Source organism: Nocardia sp. CY41, from assembly GCF_009829325.1.
In the GTDB taxonomy this organism is placed as follows: domain Bacteria; phylum Actinomycetota; class Actinomycetes; order Mycobacteriales; family Mycobacteriaceae; genus Nocardia.
Genome location: NZ_VUOS01000020.1, coordinates 82,978 through 99,030, shown reverse-complemented (window position 1 = coordinate 99,030; position 16,053 = coordinate 82,978). Strand labels below are relative to the sequence as shown.

Here is a 16,053-nt window from a genome sequence, read left to right as displayed (position 1 = left end):
AGGACATGAGGATGAGGAAGCTCGCCGTGGTGGCGGCGCTGGTCACCATTGCGACCGGAGTGGCCGCGGGTACGTCCGGCGCCGCACCGGAAGAAGAAAGCGTGGAAAGCGCGGTCAATTTCACCGCGTACGCGACCGATACCCAGTCGATCATCGAAACCGACGCGGGATCGCTGGTCGTCGAGGACGGCGTGTTCAAGGTGAAGGCGTCCAACGGTACCGTCCTCGCGGGTCATCCGCTGCGGTTTCAGTTGGACGACTTCGAATTCCCGATCGCCGCACAGATCTCCGGCCGCAGCGCGACGCTGACGCCGCTGCTCGACCGGGAGCACGCGGTCTACAAGCCGGTCGCGCTCCCGTTCGAGGACAAGGCGCCGTGGAAGAGCGAATACGACCGTGAGGTCGCCGCCTGGACCCGCTTGACCAGCACCATCACCATGGGCGCCGCGATAGGCACCCTGGTGGGCGGTATCGGCGGTGCGGCGGTCGGCTGCGTGCTCGGTGGCATCGCGGGCGCGACCATCGCCGCGGGGACCATCGCGGGCCTGTTCGGTCCGTTCATCCCGGCGGCGGGTGTCGGCTGCCTCGTCGGCATCGCGGCGGTCGGCGCGCTCGGCACTGTGGCGGGGCAGATCCTGATCACCGCTCCGGTGGCGATCGGCGCGGCGATCCAGTACTTCACGACGGTCAATCAGCCGTTCGCCGCACCGAAGTAATGCTTCCGCGTGAAAAGACCCCGGCCCTGCGGACATCCGCCGGGACGGGGTCTTTTCGTGCGCTTGCGACCTGGGGAAACAATGTGCCGGTGCGCACAACGGCGCGTCGAGGGTTGGTGTGTCATGGATATCGGTGTTAATTTAAATGACATGTCTGCTGGCCGATCGAACCTCCTGCGCGTCACTTACGTGACCGCCGCGCTGGGTCTTCGGCTGCCGTTGACGCGCGAACTGTGTCGCCTCTCTTGCTGCAGCTGAGCCGGTTTTCCCCGCTCGTTTGCTGCCTCGCCGCCCATGTAGGCACGTCCCGTTGATTTACGGGACTTCAGCAAGGATCTGCACAATGTCCCTTCCCACCCTTGAACGTTCCGTCTCCAGGGTTACCGGCCGTGCCCGCGTCCAGCGTCCGGTCGTCGCTCCCGAACTGCGCATCGCCGACAACCCGGCGGCCGCGGTGCTGCGGGCCGCCACCGGCGGTCCTGTTTCCCGTGACAATGCCGCGCGCACAACGGGTTTGAGCATCGCCACGGTCAATCGCCAGGTCTCCGCACTGCTCGCGGCCGGCCTGCTGCGCGAGCGCCCCGATCTGACGGCCTCGGGTGCGGTCGGACGCCCCCGCGTCCCGTTCGAGATCGATCACGACGCCTACCTGACCATCGGCATCCACATCGGCGCCGCGGTCACCAAGATCGTCGCCGCCGACCTGCGCGGCCGCATTCTCGGCGGTTTGGCCATCGCCACCCCGCAGACCGGCCAGGAATTCGCCACCACCACCGTGGCACGCAGCGCGAAGGCGTTCCTGCAGCGCTGGCACCGGCGCAAGGCGCTGTGGGCCGGTGTCGCGATCGGCGGGCGGGTCGACCCGCTCACCGGCGTCGTCGACCACCCGAAGCTGGAATGGCGTGGGGCGCAGGTCGGTTCGGTGCTCGGCGAGGTGCTGGAGCTGCCCGTCTCGGTGGCGCCGCACGTGGAGGCGATGGCCGGTTCCGAATTGTTGCTGCCCACGGGTGAGCCCAAGGACCAAGCCCGCGTCGAGCGGGGCAGCAGCCTGTACTTCTATGTGCGTGAAACCGCCGGTATCGCAGTAACTCTGGACGGACGGGTGCACACGCCGAGCAACGGCCCCGGTTCGATCGCGCATCTGCCCACCGGCTCGGACGTCGAATGCCCCTGCGGACGGCGCGGCTGCTTGGAGGTGACCGTCGGCGATCGGTCGCTGCACTCCAGGGCTGTCGGCCGCGGCATCATCCCGGCGCACAACGGCACCGCGGGTTCGACCATCGCCGACCTGCACCGGGCCGCGGAAGCGGGTTCGGAGTCCGCGCGGGAACTGCTCGCCGAACGGGCCACCATCCTCGGCCACACCGTGGCGATGGTCCGCGACATGCTCAACCCCGATCGGGTGATCCTCGGGGGGCAGGCTTTCACCGGCTACCGGCCCGCGGTCGCGCATGTCGCCCGCGCGTTCAACCAGGGTTCGTCGCTGCCGCCCACCGATATCCGGATCAGCGGATTCGGCGGCAAGGTCCAGGAATACGCCGCGGTGGTGACGTCGCTGAGCGTTCTCTACGCCGATCCGCTGGCCGCGGTCCGGCGCACCGCGTCGATCGACTGAGCACCTACGTCGAAGGGCGACCGGCCGCACCGGCCGGTCGCCCTTTCGTGTGCGTGACGTCAGCGGTGTGGATCGCCCGCTACGGCGAAAAGCCCTTCCAACGCGGTGATGAAGAACGGGAAGTGCCCGGCGAAGCGCTGCAGGTTGCGGTCGCGTTCGAAGCCGCCGAACCAGTAGACGCCCGGTTGCGCGTCCGCCGACGGATCGAGGTCGCGGAAGGCGCGGATCCAGTTGTCGGCGCGTGCGCCGAGGACCATGAACGGCAGCGCGCGGGAGAACACGGTCTCCTGATCGATCGGCGGAATGTGTTCGCGCCGAGTGTTTTCCAGTCCGCGCTGGAGTGCGCGGATCTGCCGGGCGAGCTCCAGCCCGCGCGATGTCCGCACCGGCAGATACTGTGGCGCGAGCAGGGCGGCGACGCCACCGAGCGCGATGGCGACACCGACCAAGGCATGCCCCGAAGTGAGCGCGAGGGCCACGGTCGCCACGATGCCCGCGAGCACCAGCGCCCCGCCGAGCCACATCGCCGGGCCGGGGCGACGGCGATCGAGGAAGTTCCCCCGCGCGACTGCGTCGGCCACCATGGCGGCGCGCACCGGACCGGAGGCCACGCGCCCCGGCCTGCGCAACTCGCCCAGTGTCACCGCGTCGGTGCCGTCCGGCAGCAACGCCTCGTAAACGGCCTTCTCGTAGGAGCGCAACTGATCGTCCGGCGTGTTCACCCGGGCGATCCGCCAGTCGCTGTCGCTGAGCGGCGTGATCCGGAGATACCGGCGCACCGCGAGGTCCACCACCGTCGCGGCGACGTCGACCGGATCGACATGCCCGTCCAGCAGCAGCCCCGCCTCGCCGGGCAGCGCGCCGTCGGGCGAGGTGAACTGCACGCGGTCGCCCTCGCGCAGCAGCGGGTCGATCGTCTCCGAACCGCCGCCCACCGCCGCGTCCCGGCGGCGGGCGCGCAGCACGAAGGCGGCCAGCGCCGCCAGCGCGAGCAGCAGGACGCCGAACGCGACGAGCACCGGGGCGGTGATCGCGAAGGGGCCCGCGTCACCGCTGCCGCGCACGTCGGCGTTGCTCGGCACGGTGCCGGGCGGCAACTGCAGCGTCAGGTCGATCGCGTCGCCTTTGTGCAGGTCGGTCTGCTCCAGGAACAGGACGCCGTCGCTTTCGATCTTGACGTCGGCGCAGGGCCGGGTGGCGCCGGGCGGACCGAGTTTGCAGTCGACGATGCCCATTTCGAAGCTCGGACTGATCAGCGAGGCACTGATGGACGCGATATCGGTGTTGAGCACACCGAGCCAGTGGAACACCTGGGTGCCCCGCGCGTCACTCACGGTGTTCTGCACCGAGTACCGGAAGGTGGAGACGCCGGGCCGGGCCTCGATGGTGAACTGGTCGTTGGCGACCGTCGCGGTGCCCGCGCCCTCGGTGTCCACGTCGGTCACCCGGAAGACGCGTTCGGCGTCGTCGCTCACCTTCAACCGCAGCGGAAGCACCATCCGGAAGGAGCCCTCCGGCGGCACCGAAACCTGTTCGACCACTTCGAGGATGCCCTCGCGGTTCAGCTTCAGATCGGCGGTGATGGCCACGCCCGGCTCGGACTGGGCCTGGGTGACCGGGGCCGTCGCGAACATTCCCGCGATGGCGAGAAGCAGCGCGCCTAGGGCGGCCCCCCGAAAAGTCAGCATGGTCGCCTACTCTAGACAGCTTGCTATTCTGCGTCAGCGGCTGTCGGCGATCACTGAGACGAGGGGGTACGGGGGCGTGACACAACCACCGTACGGACACGGACCGGTCCCGCATGGAGGGCGTCCGGTCCCGCCGCCCGGCTACGTTGCGCCCTACGGCCCGCGGCCGGGTTACGGCCCGCCTCCCGGTTATGGTCCCTCTCCGGGGTACCGGCCACCGCCGGGATATGCCCCGCCCGCCTACGGCCCGCCACCGGGTTACGGCCCGCCGGTCCCACCGCCGATGCCCTATGGTCCGCCCGGGCGGCCGCCCTACCCGCCGCCCCGCAAACGGGGTGGCGGCGGATGGGTGGTGCTGCTGGTCATCGTCGTCTTCGTGGTGGCGGCGGGGCTGGTGCGCAATGCGATCTCGGTGGGGCGTGGCGACAACGACGCGTCCGGTCCGCAGCCGAGCTTCACGTTCGACGCCCAGCCGGACGGTTCGTCCGGACCGTCGGAGACCGGCAACAACCCGTTGCTCACGGATCCGAGCGCGACGTTGATTCCGGCGCGGTGCGATTACTCGCCGTGGGGCACTCGGGTGGATGCCGCACGCAAGTTCTTCGAGAGCGCCGCGTCGTGCCTGGAGACGGCATGGAAACCCGTGCTGAGCAAGGCGAATCTGCCGTTTCAGCCGCCCGCGCTGAACGTCAGCGCGACCACGGCGGGTATCACCACGCCGTGCACCGGTTCGACCAGCAATTTCGCCGCGTTCTACTGCCCGGCGAACAAGACCATCTACATGCCGATCAGCCAGTTGCAGACCGATTACTTCAAGGACAACTGGGTGGTCTACCTGTCGGTCTTCGCGCATGAGTACGGCCACCACGTGCAAGCCATGTCCGGCATCCTGCGCAGGGCCAACAGCGAGCGCGCCGACGTGGGACCGCGCAGCTCCAAGGGACTGGAACTGTCGCGGCGAGTGGAGTTGCAGGCCAACTGCTTCGACGGCATGTACCTGTCCTCGTCGTCGAAGGGGGGTTCGCTTTCCGACACGCAGCTCACCCTGGCGCGCAAGGACGCCTACGGGCGCGGCGACCAGGCGGGGGACATGCGCGACCACGGCTCCGCGGAGAACGGCGGGCAGTGGTTCGAGACGGGGTTGGACAAGAACCGTGCGGCGCAGTGCAATACGTTCACCGCGTCGGCGAGTTCGGTCAGCTGAGGCGGTCACCGCGCGGCCGGGGCTCTCCCGACCACGCGAATTCTGGCGGCCCACGTCGGTGTGGGGCCGCCCGGCTGTGATCGCGACGCTGTCGCGCGGCGACGGTGTCCAGCACACCGACACCTCGATCTGGCGTGACCAGGCTTTCAGCCGCGGTCGGGAGTGCGAGCCGGATATGCGCCACCGGATCCGCATCGCCGCCGATCATTTCAGTCGTGCTGATCGTCTTCGAGGGCGCGATCGGGGTGTGGACGCCCGAAATGCCCCTCGCCGAGGCGGCGCGGCGCGTGGCCGTGCACCCCTTCGGCGTACGCCGTCTCGGCGTGCAGGGCGAAGTCGATGCCCGCGGTCTCGTCCTCCTTGCTGACCCGGAATCCGACGAGCCGGTCGATGCTCTTGCCGAGCGCGAACGAGACGCCGAACGCGTAGGCCGCGACGACGAGCACCGCCACCAGTTGTTTGCCGAGCTGAGTGAACCCACCGCCGAACAGCAGGCCCTCGACGCCGCCGGTCATCACCTCGGTGGCGAGCAGGCCGATCAGCACGGTGCCGACGATGCCGCCGACGAAGTGCACGCCGACCACGTCGAGGGAATCGTCGTAGCCCGCCTTGAACTTCCACCCCACCGCGAACGAGCACAGCACGCCCGCCGCGAGCCCGACCAGCAGCGCGCCCGAGGTGTTCACCGACCCGCAGGAGGGAGTGATGGCGACCAGGCCGGCCACCACGCCGGACGCGGCGCCGAAGGTGGTGGGCCTGCCGTCGCGGATCTGTTCCACCGCGAGCCAGCCGAGCATGCCGAGGCAGCCTGCCACCAGCGTGTTCAGGAAGACGGCCGCGGCGAGGCCGTTGGCCGCCAGCGCCGAACCGGCGTTGAAGCCGAACCAGCCGAACCACAGCAGGCCCGCGCCGAGCAGTACGAAGGGCAGATTGTGCGGTCGCATCGCGTCGGTGCGGAACCCGATGCGCGGGCCGAGCACCAGTGCGAGGGCGAGGGCCGACGCGCCGGAGGCGATCTCCACCACCAGGCCGCCCGCGTAGTCCAGCGCGCCGAACGAGGCGAGCCAACCGTCCGGGCCCCACACCCAGTGCGCGATCGGCGCGTACACCACCAGCGCCCACAGCGGCACGAAGATCATCCACGCGGAGAACTTGGCGCGGTCGGCGATGGCGCCGCTGACCAGCGCGGCGGTCAATACGGCGAAGGTGAGCTGGAACGTCGCGTACAACAATTCGGGCACCGAGCCGCGCACCGAGCCGGGATCGATGCCCGCCATGCCGAGGTGACCGAGGCCACCGATGAGGCCGCCGCCCGCGTCGGCGCCGAACGCCAGACTGTAGCCGAGAAGTAGCCAGGTGACGGTCACCAGCGGGATCGCGATGAAGTTCATCATCAACATGTTGAGTACGCCGGTCGAGCGCACCATCCCGCCGTAGAAAATGGCCAGGCCCGGGGTCATGAGCAGGACGAGGGCTGTGCTGACGAGCAGCCAGGCGGTGGCCGCCGGATCGATGGTCGGGGACAAGGGTGCACTCCTTCCGCGCGCGTGCGCTGGAAGGAAGTTACCGAACGGTCGCTAGCGGGTCGACAGCCGATCGGCTCGAGCGCGGTCAGGCCGGGGGTGAGCCCTCCCTGACGCGGCGCAGCCACGTGGTGACCGTGTCCGGCGTGGGCGGGTCCGCGCCGACCAGGTCGAGCACGCTGTACCCGAGGCACGCCGCGCCCATCACGCGCGAGGCGACTGCTTCCGCGTCGCCCCAGGGCAGGAAGGGCTTGGCCAGCAGCAGGGAGGCGATGCCGTGGGCGACGGACCACAGCTCCAGCACGATCGGCCGCGGATCGCGCGGCGCCATCGTCCCGTCGTCCATGCATTTGCGCACCGTGGCAGCGAAATGCTGGAAGGCCCCGCTGGTGAGGACCTGGTCCACCGCGCCTTCGGTCTCGGTGGGCGCGGTCGCGAGCCGGTACTGCTCGGGATGCGCGAGGGCGAAGCGGACGTAGGCCATGCCTTGCTCGTGCAACTGCGTCACCGGGGAGGCCGCGGGATCGGTGGCCGCCCGCATCGCGTCGGCCAGGTCTTCGAAGACCTGGGCGACCACCGCCTCGATGAGCTCGTCCTTGTCGGCGAAGTGCCGGTAGATCGACGGCGCGCTCACGCCGACCAGCTTGCTGACCGCCCGGATGGAGACGGCATCGGCGTGCCCGGTCCTGGTGAGCAGCTCGGCCGTGGCGCGCAGGATCTCCTCGCGCAGCTGAGCGCCGGAACCGCGCGGCGAGCGCGGGCGTCTGCCGCCGATCATGCCCGCCCTGCGGTTTCCAGCGGACGGGCGGCGGCGTCCTCCTCGCCCTCGGTCAGACCGATCTTGGCGTGCAGGCGGGCCAGCGGTGCGGGCGCCCACCAGTTGAGCGGACCGAGCAGGCGCATGAGCGCGGGCGCGAGCAGGCCGCGGATGATCGTGGCGTCGGCGAGCACGGTCAGCGTGAGACCGAGGCCGAGCAGCTGCATGAACGACACCTTCGCGGTCACCAGCGCGCCGAGCACGATGGCCATCAGCACGGCGGCCGCGGTGAAGATCCGGCCCGTGCGCGCCAGGCCGACCGCCACCGCGCGAGTGTTGTCGTGGGTGGCCAGCCACTCCTCGCGGACCCGCGACAGCAGGAACACTTCGTAGTCCATGGACAGACCGAAGGCCAGGCAGAACATCAGGATCGGCATGGTCGGCACCAGGTAGCCGACTGCGGTGAAACCGAGCAGCCCGGAAAGGTGGCCTTCCTGGAACACCCAGACCATCGCGCCGAAGGCGGCGGCCAGCGACAGCGTGTTCAGCACGAGCGCTTTGATCGGCAGCACGACGCTGCCCGTGAACAGGAACAACACGATGAACGTGGTGAGGGCGATCAGGGCGGCCGCGAGCGGAAGCCGGGCGGCCAGCGCCTGCAGCGAGTCGGCGTTGGCCGCCGCAGCGCCGCCGAAGAGCGCCTCGCCCGGCGCCGGGATCGCCCGGATCGCGTTCAGCTGACGGTCACCGGCGGGGGAGAACGGATCGAGCTTCGTCGCGACACTCAGGTAGGTGCCGGTGTCGTTGCTCATCCCGGGCGGTGCGGGCGCGACCCGCGCGCCCGTCACGTAGACCCCGGCGGCGGAGAGGACCGCGGGCACGCCCTCGACCTTGGACAGTTCGGCGGCGTATCCGCCGAGCGCCGCGGTGTCGCCGCGATAGCCGTCCAGCACGATCGTGGTGCTGGCGACCGGGTCGGCCTGGGGGAACTGGGTGCGCATGGCGTCGCCGACCTGGCGACTGGACGCGGTTTCCGGCAGCACCCGGTCGTCGGGATAACCGAACTGCACCGACAGGAACGGCGCGCCGAGCGCCAGCAGCAGGGCGATGATCACGATCGCGACCGGAGCCGCGTGCCGCATCACCACGCCGGCCAGCCGGTACCAACCGCTGTCCTCGGGCGCGTGCGGACCGGGTGCGGGCGCGTCGCGCCGGAACAGGCGGCGCAATGGAGCTCGCAGGTCGAGGGAGTTCACCCGGTGCCCGAGCAGGGCCAGCGCGGCGGGCAGCACCAGGATCGACGCGGCCGCCGCCGCGGCGACGACCGCGACGCCCGCGTAGGCGAAACTCTTCAGGAAGTACAGGTCGAACACGCTGAGCACGGCCAGCGATAGCGCGACGGTGAGCGCGGAGAACAACACGGTGCGGCCCGCGGTCTGCACGGACCGGATGGTGGCCGCGGCCGGATCCAGGCCGCGCGCCAGCTCCTCCCGGAAGCGGCTGACGATGAACAAGCTGGAATCGATGGCCAGCGCCAGACCCATCGCCGTCGTCATGTTCAACGCGTAGATCGAGACATCGGTGAACAGCGTGCACAGGCGCAGCAGCGCCAGCGTCGCCAGGATGGCGAACACGCCGATGGTCAGCGGGAGGGCCGCGGCCACCAGGCTGCCGAACACCAGGACCAGCACGATCATCGACAGCGGCACCGCGACGCCCTCGGCCAGGGTGAGGTCGCGGGTGGTCTGCTCGGTGACGTCGTGGTAGATCGCGGCGATGCCGCCTTGGCGGACCGTGATGCCGTCGTTGGAGACGCCGGCGAACTGCCCCTCCAATTCGCTCGCGGTCTTCTGGACCTGCGTCTCGTCGCCGTCGATGTAGGCGACGACCAGTGCGCTCTTGCCGTCGGTGCTGCGCAACGCGTTCGCCAGCGGTTGCGGGGTGGTCCAGTAGGACTGCACGCCCTGCACGTCACCGCGGTTCTTCAGCGCATCGGCCAGCTCGATGCCCGCCGCTTTGGTGGCCGGGTCGTCCGCCCCGGCGTCCGAGCCGACCAGCAGGACGAAATTGGGCGCTGCGCCGGCGAAGTTGTCGGCGATCAGCTCGGCGACGCGGGCGGACTCGGCCTCGTTAGACGTGAACCCGCCGGACTTCAGATGCGCGGGCGCGGTGGCGCCGAAAACACCGCACAAAACGGCGATGACCAGGGCCGCGGCCAGCACCGCGCGCGGAGATCGGGTGATGAATCGGGCTATCCGGGTCAGCATCGCGGCTCCGCTCGCTAGGTTAACGGCGTTATAGTAACGCTGTTAACCTATGGTGTCGAGTCCGCATGGTCCGCTCCGGTTCAGCCGCGAGATCTACGGATGGCGCGCAACCCGCGTCGCCCGGGCACGGGCAGGTCGTCGCGCATCTCCACCCACTCCGCGGTGGTCAACCACAGCTGCTGGGCGCGGGCATCGGCGGTGTTGTGGAAAATCCGGCGGCCCCGGTCGTCGCGCAGTTCTTGCGCCACCACCGACCAGCGCGGCGGACGGCCGTGCTCGGCCTGGTAATCCGCCAGATAGGTCGCGATCGCGGTGCCGATGGTGTTCACGGGGCGCAACGAGACCCGGTTGCCGTACTGGGCGGCGTAGAAACGCCGGGCGGCGCACAGGGACCGTGGATTGGCGTTGGAGGCGATCCACCCCGCGCGCTGGGCCCGCTCGATCAGCCAGAGGTGTTTGACCGCCGACGGCGCGATATTGCCGACGCGGGTGCGGATCAGGGTCATGATCTGCTCGCTGCACAGCACATCGCGCCGGGTGGGCCCGTAGCCGTGCGCGGTCCAATGCGCGTCCGCCAGTTTGGCGAGCACCCGGCCGAAGTCGTCGATACTGCGCTGGGCGCGGCGGCCGAGCCGTTCGATGCGCTCGGCCTCGCGGCGCATCTCGTTCTGCGCGGTCAGAGTGCGGATCGCGGCCATGGTGGGCACCTGGCCGCGTTCGAGGAGTTCGAGGATGGCCGCGGCGGTGGTCGGATCGGCGGCCGCGGTGACCGGCAGCGAGTCGCGCTTGATCGCGAACTCCTGCGGGCTGATGGCGCGGCTCAAGAGGGCGACGGCGGAGCGGTCGCCTGCGAAATCGGTGCTGGACAGCCAGGCGGCGGCGATGTCGTCACACGACACGGTGGACGGTCCTCCGGTGGAAGTGGGGATTGGCGCTGGTCACCCGTGGGCTCAGTTCGGTAGGTTGTGCCCCGGTCGGGATGAGGGACCGGCCGGGGTCACCAACCTGATGAAGGTTTGGCTACCGAAGTTGCCGAGTGCCACGTTAGCCAGCGGATTGCGTCGCTGTCACCCATGGTGACGGTTTCGTTATTTCCAAAAAGTCGTGGTGAATCGGGGTAGAAGTTCATTTTTTCCGGCGCGGACGGGATGCTTCGGTGGGCAAGTCCGACCTTCCCTCGCGCAGCATGGGCGATAGCTCTGAGGTTGCTGTCGCGTGCGCACCGGTCGGCCTCCGAAGAAGGCGATGCGCATGTTGTGATGTAGATCACATAAATTGCCCGGTCCGGGCCGTCCGCGAACGCGGCGGGCGGGAATGTCCTTTGTCGGCGGTCGCCGGTAACCTCTGGCCGTGGCTCTGTACCGGAAATACCGACCGGCAACATTCGCTGAGGTGGTGGGTCAGGAGCACGTCACCGACCCGCTGAGTACCGCGCTCGACACGGGGCGGATCAGTCATGCCTATCTGTTCTCCGGTCCGCGCGGCTGCGGCAAGACGTCTTCGGCACGCATCCTCGCCCGCTCGCTGAACTGTGCGGAGGGGCCCACCTCGACGCCCTGCGGCACCTGCTCGTCCTGTGTGGCGCTTGGGCCCGGCGGTCCGGGCAATCTGGACGTCATCGAGCTCGACGCCGCGAGCCACGGCGGCGTCGACGACACCAGGGAACTGCGTGACCGCGCCTTCTACGCGCCCGCCGAGTCCAGGTACCGCGTGTTCATCGTCGACGAGGCGCACATGGTGACCACCGCCGGGTTCAACGCGCTGCTCAAGATCGTCGAGGAGCCGCCGGCGCACCTGATCTTCATCTTCGCGACCACGGAGCCGGACAAGGTGCTGCCCACCATCCGGTCGCGGACGCATCACTACCCGTTCCGGCTGCTGCCCCCCGCCACGATGCGCGGACTGCTCGGGCGGATCTGCGAGCAGGAGCACGTGCCGGTCGAAGAAGCCGTGTACCCCTTGGTGATTCGCGCGGGCGGCGGGTCGCCGCGCGACAGCCTCAGCGTGCTCGACCAGCTGCTGGCGGGCGCGGGCCCCGAGGGCGTCACCTATGCCCGCGCGGTCTCGCTGCTCGGCGTCACCGACGTGGCACTGATCGATGACGCGGTCGAAGCGCTGGCCGCCGACGACGGCGCCGCGCTGTTCGGCACCGTCGACCGAGTGATGGAGGCAGGCCACGACCCTCGACGTTTCGCCGTCGACCTGCTCGATCGTTTCCGCGACCTGATCCTCTTGCGGGCGGTGCCCGACGCCACCGAACGCGGTCTGGTCACCGGCCCCGAAGACGTGCTCGACCGGATGCGCGACCAGGCGGCGCGTTTGGGCTCGGCCACCCTCACCCGTTACGCCGAGCTGCTGCACGAGGGGCTGGGCGAGATGCGCGGAGCCACGGCGCCGCGGCTGCTGCTCGAAGTGGTCTGCGCGCGCATGCTGCTGCCCTCGGTGTCCGACGCGGAATCCGCCACCTTGCAGCGGTTGGAACGGTTGGAGCGCGGCCTGACCGGTGGGTCCATCGGCGCCGCCCCCGCCGCGTCCGCGCCGCCTGCTTCCACCCCGACGGCTGCGGTCACGCCGCCGTCGGGCCCGCCTCGCCGCCGAGGCGCCGAGGCGCTGGCCGCGATTCGGGAGAACCGCGGGGGCGGTCGCTCGGCTGCCGAAGCCGGTGGTGGTCCTTCCGCAGGCGTTCCGGCGCAGACCGGCGGCGCGGAGGGGGCGGCGCCCGCCCCAGACGCGTCCGCTGACGCGGAATTCGGCGAGCGCTCGGCATCGAGCAGGGGGCCGGGAACGGAATCATCTCCCGATATGACCGGGCCGCGTGGCGGTGGGCAATCCGCGGGCAGCGAGCGTCCGCGGTTGCCGGCCGGTGGCGCGTCGACCCCGGGCGGTCCCTCGGCTGCTGAAGCCGGTGGTGGTCCTACCACAGGCGTTTCGGCGCAGACCGGTGGCGCGGATCCTTCTGCGCCGGTAGCCGAAACCGGCTCCGCTGCTGTGCCCGGCAGTCTGTCGGCGGGGACGACGCCGGCGGGAGGGCCGAGCGCGAGCGCCGAGACGAGTGCTCCGACCACCGGGACGGCCGCCGCATCCGAGGCCACGTCGGGGGTATCCGGGTCAGCCGGCGACGTGCCGGGTGGTGGCGTCGGAACCAGGCGCGTTTCTTCCGAACCCGCTGCCCCACAAGGCGTCTCCGATGTCGCACCGCCGACGGGGTCTTCCGCGGCCGAGCAGGCAGCGGGTTCTCGGCCTGCAGGCCCGCAGGCGGAGTCGCCCGCCGCCGGCCCGGCCGTCGATCGCGATCGCGGAGCCCCGGACTCGGGTGGCGCGCGGCATTCTGCTGTGGGAGCCGATCAGGGAGGTACGGACTCGGCTGCTGCACGGGACTCTGCTGTCGGACGTGAGCGTGGGGTCGGGAACTCGAGCGATGCGCGGGACTCGGCTGGGGGGCAGGACCGCGGAGCTGCGCACTCGGCTGCTGCGCAGGAGTCTGCTGTCGTCCGTGAGCGTGGGGTGGGGGAGTCGAGCGATGCGCGGGACTCGGCCGTGGGCCAGGATCGCCGGGCTGCGGATTCGGCTGTTGCGCGGGGTCCTGCTGTCGGACCCGCTGGCGGGGCAGCGGCTTCGGCTGTCGCGCGGGGTTCTGCTGTCGAGCCCGATCGCGGGGCCGGGGACTCGGGCGATAACCGGGACTCTGCTGTCGGCCGCGGGGCTGCGGATTCGAGTGTCGCGCGAGGTTCTGCTGTCGAGCGTGAGCGCGGGGTCGGGGAGTCGAGTGCCGCGCGGGATTCTGCTGTCGGACCCGCTCGCGGGGCTGCCGATTCGGCTGCCGCGCGCCGTTCTGCCGTCGGTCAGGACGCGCGGGACGCGCAGTCGTCCTCGCTGGCGCCCGCAGCGGGTTCTTCCGCGGTTTCGAGTGATGATCTGCTGCGCGAAGTGGAAGCCGCTTGGGCGGACATCCGTGCGAAAGTGCGGGAGTTCGGCGCGGCCGTGCAGGCGATGCTCGCCGGCGCGTCGGTCGCCCGGGTGGAGGGCGCGGTCATCGTCTTCGCGCATCAGCATGCGCCGTTGGCTCAGCGCCTGTCCGATCCGCGGAATCTGGAAGCGGTGCGGTCGGCGGTACGGGCGGTGCTCGGACGCGACCACGAGGTGCGCTGGGAAGCCGGTGGCGCGGCGCCACGGCCCGCGGCGGCGCCACGGGCGAGCGGGGCGGGCAACCGTACCCGGGGGCAGGCGGGCAATCAGCCGGGACGTGAATCCGGCAACGCGGCAGCACGTGCTTCGGGCGCCGCTGCCCCGCCACGGTTCTCCCGCCCGAGCCAGGCGAGGAACGCGAGCGCCGACAAGGCGGGCAACACGGGGCGATCCCGGGCGGGCGGCGCCGACCCGCGTCCGTATCCCACGGACGACGACATCCCGCCGCCCGACTACCCGGACCTGCCCGACGACCCGGGCCCCGCGGACCATCCGCCGTACGACGCCGGGCCGAGCGCGAACGACGCTCCGGTCGAGCGCGGCTGGGACCGGGACGGGGTCGTCCCGGCCTCGACGCCGGAGGAGGAGCAGGAAATGATGGCCGCCGCGGCCGATCCGGTAGCTCCGGGCGACCGGCGCGACCCGGACGAGGTCGCCCTCGAATTGCTGAAGAGTGAGCTGGGTGCCACACGGCTGGATGGTTGACAACCACCGTTCTCACGACGTTAAGTTAACCGGAGTTCGCACTCCACGGTAGTATGGACGGGTAGCCGGGAGCTTCGGTACGCCGACGTTCTATGGTATGCCCAGGCGTACGGGCGACCGGGTCGTGCGTCCGCTGTTGCCTGCCTGGTTTTGTACAGCGTTAGGAACGGTCGGCCGCAAGGCCGGTCGGCGAGGTCAGCCGCAGCCACGCCGCACCCGCGGTGTCGCCGCACACCCGCGCTCGGACGGGCATACGTCCGGCCGCAGCACATTGAGGAAGGAACACTCCATGACCACAGAGGCCTACATTTACGAGGCCATCCGCACTCCGCGCGGCCGTGGCAAGAAGAACGGCTCGCTGCACTCGGTCAAGCCGATCGACCTGACTGTTGGTCTGATCCAGGAGCTGCGCGGCCGCTTCCCGAACCTCGACGAGGACCGGATCTCCGACCTGATCCTCGGCGTGGTGGCGCCGGTCGGCGACCAGGGCGCGGATATCGCCCGTACCGCGGTCACCGTGGCCGGCCTGCCCGACACCGTCGGCGGCTTCCAGCTCAACCGCTTCTGCGCCTCCGGCCTCGAGGCGGTCAACCTCGCGGCCCAGAAGGTGCGCTCCGGCTTCGACGACCTGGTCATCGCCGGTGGTGTCGAATCCATGTCGCGCGTGCCGATGGGGTCCGACGGCGGCGCCTGGGCGCTCGACCCGGCCACCAACTACGACACCTACTTCGTCCCGCAGGGCGTCTCCGCCGACCTGATCGCCACCATCGAGGGCTTCAGCCGCGACGACGTGGACGCCTACGCGGTGCGCTCGCAGGAGCTGGCCGCCAAGGCCACCACCGGCGGGTACTTCGCCAAGTCGATCGTCCCGGTCAAGGACCAGAACGGCATCGTCGTGCTGGACAAGGACGAGCACATGCGCCCCGGCACCACCGCCGAGGACCTGGCCAAGCTGCAGCCGTCCTTCGCCGTGATCGGTGAGATGGGTGGCTTCGACGCGGTGGCGCTGCAGAAGTTCCACTTCGTGGAGAAGATCAACCACGTGCACCACGGCGGCAACAGCTCCGGCATCGTCGACGGCGCCGCGCTCGTGCTCGTCGGTTCCGAAGAGGCGGGCAAGGCCTCCGGCCTGACCCCGCGTGCGCGCGTCGTCGCGACCGCCACCAGCGGCGCCGACTCCACCATCATGCTCACCGGTCCGACCCCGGCAGCCAAGAAGGTGCTGGCCAAGGCGGGCCTGACCCTCGACGACATCGACCTGGTCGAGATCAACGAGGCGTTCGCCTCCGTGGTGCTGAAGTTCCAGAAGGACCTGAACATCCCGGACGAGAAGCTGAACGTCAACGGCGGCGCGATCGCGATGGGTCACCCGCTGGGCGCGACCGGCGCGATGATCACCGGCACCATGGTCGACGAGCTGGAGCGCCGCAACGGCCGCTACGCGCTGATCACGCTGTGCATCGGCGGCGGCATGGGCGTGGCCACCATCATCGAGCGGGTCTGATTTCCCAACCGACAGCTGAAGATTTACGGCGGCGTGAGCGTCAGGCCCGGAGGCGGCAGCCTGCGTAACCACGTAGGGCCGCGAACGCCGCTAATTCACCAAGGAGAC

9 protein-coding genes and 1 pseudogene are annotated in these 16,053 nt (G+C 70.1%); 5 read left to right on the top strand and 5 right to left on the bottom strand.

What is annotated here, in order from left to right:
* The first annotated feature begins 5 nt into the window (after window positions 1-5).
* Together GVY64_RS22270 and GVY64_RS22265 are read left to right on the top strand one after the other, a co-directional pair.
* Window positions 6-716 carry a hypothetical protein gene (locus GVY64_RS22270; protein ID WP_159844510.1) on the top strand — a complete coding sequence of 237 codons (711 nt, stop codon included), beginning with the start codon at window positions 6-8 and terminating at the stop codon, window positions 714-716.
* A 343-nt stretch (window positions 717-1,059) separates the two neighbouring features.
* A complete protein-coding gene (locus GVY64_RS22265) occupies window positions 1,060-2,331 on the top strand; it encodes an ROK family transcriptional regulator (RefSeq protein ID WP_159844507.1) in 1,272 nt (423 codons plus the stop codon).
* Window positions 2,332-2,390: 59 nt separating this feature from the next.
* Here the strand turns inward: GVY64_RS22265 and GVY64_RS22260 are convergent, their stop codons facing one another.
* Window positions 2,391-4,019 carry a DUF2207 family protein gene (locus tag GVY64_RS22260; RefSeq protein WP_159844504.1) on the bottom strand — a complete coding sequence of 543 codons (1,629 nt, stop codon included), beginning with the start codon at window positions 4,017-4,019 and terminating at the stop codon, window positions 2,391-2,393.
* Window positions 4,020-4,302: 283 nt separating this feature from the next.
* Here GVY64_RS22260 and GVY64_RS22255 point away from each other — a divergent pair, with 283 nt between their 5' ends.
* The gene (locus GVY64_RS22255) at window positions 4,303-5,223 is read left to right on the top strand and encodes a neutral zinc metallopeptidase (protein WP_159844502.1); all 921 of its coding nucleotides are present in this window, start codon (window positions 4,303-4,305) and stop codon (window positions 5,221-5,223) included.
* A gap of 209 nt (window positions 5,224-5,432) precedes the next feature.
* Here the strand turns inward: GVY64_RS22255 and GVY64_RS22250 are convergent, their stop codons facing one another.
* From GVY64_RS22250 to GVY64_RS22235, 4 genes are all read right to left on the bottom strand, one after another.
* Complete coding sequence (locus tag GVY64_RS22250) at window positions 5,433-6,749, bottom strand: ammonium transporter (RefSeq protein ID WP_159844500.1); 1,317 nt, start codon at window positions 6,747-6,749, stop codon at window positions 5,433-5,435.
* Window positions 6,750-6,834: 85 nt separating this feature from the next.
* The gene (locus GVY64_RS22245) at window positions 6,835-7,524 is read right to left on the bottom strand and encodes a TetR/AcrR family transcriptional regulator (protein ID WP_159844498.1); all 690 of its coding nucleotides are present in this window, start codon (window positions 7,522-7,524) and stop codon (window positions 6,835-6,837) included.
* The gene (locus tag GVY64_RS22240) at window positions 7,521-9,770 is read right to left on the bottom strand and encodes an MMPL family transporter (protein ID WP_159844496.1); all 2,250 of its coding nucleotides are present in this window, start codon (window positions 9,768-9,770) and stop codon (window positions 7,521-7,523) included. The genes GVY64_RS22245 and GVY64_RS22240 overlap by 4 nt, the downstream gene beginning before the upstream one ends.
* A gap of 80 nt (window positions 9,771-9,850) precedes the next feature.
* Window positions 9,851-10,669 (bottom strand): hypothetical protein, encoded by an 819-nt coding sequence (locus GVY64_RS22235; protein WP_159844494.1) that lies wholly within the window; start codon window positions 10,667-10,669, stop codon window positions 9,851-9,853.
* Window positions 10,670-11,120: 451 nt separating this feature from the next.
* On the opposite strand from GVY64_RS22235, the pseudogene GVY64_RS22230 reads away from it, so the two are divergent.
* Window positions 11,121-12,815: pseudogene (locus GVY64_RS22230) on the top strand (DNA polymerase III subunit gamma and tau); the annotation flags it as partial.
* 1,915 nt (window positions 12,816-14,730) lie between these two features.
* Window positions 14,731-15,945 (top strand): acetyl-CoA C-acetyltransferase, encoded by a 1,215-nt coding sequence (locus GVY64_RS22225; RefSeq protein WP_159844492.1) that lies wholly within the window; start codon window positions 14,731-14,733, stop codon window positions 15,943-15,945.
* Window positions 15,946-16,053: the final 108 nt, after the last annotated feature.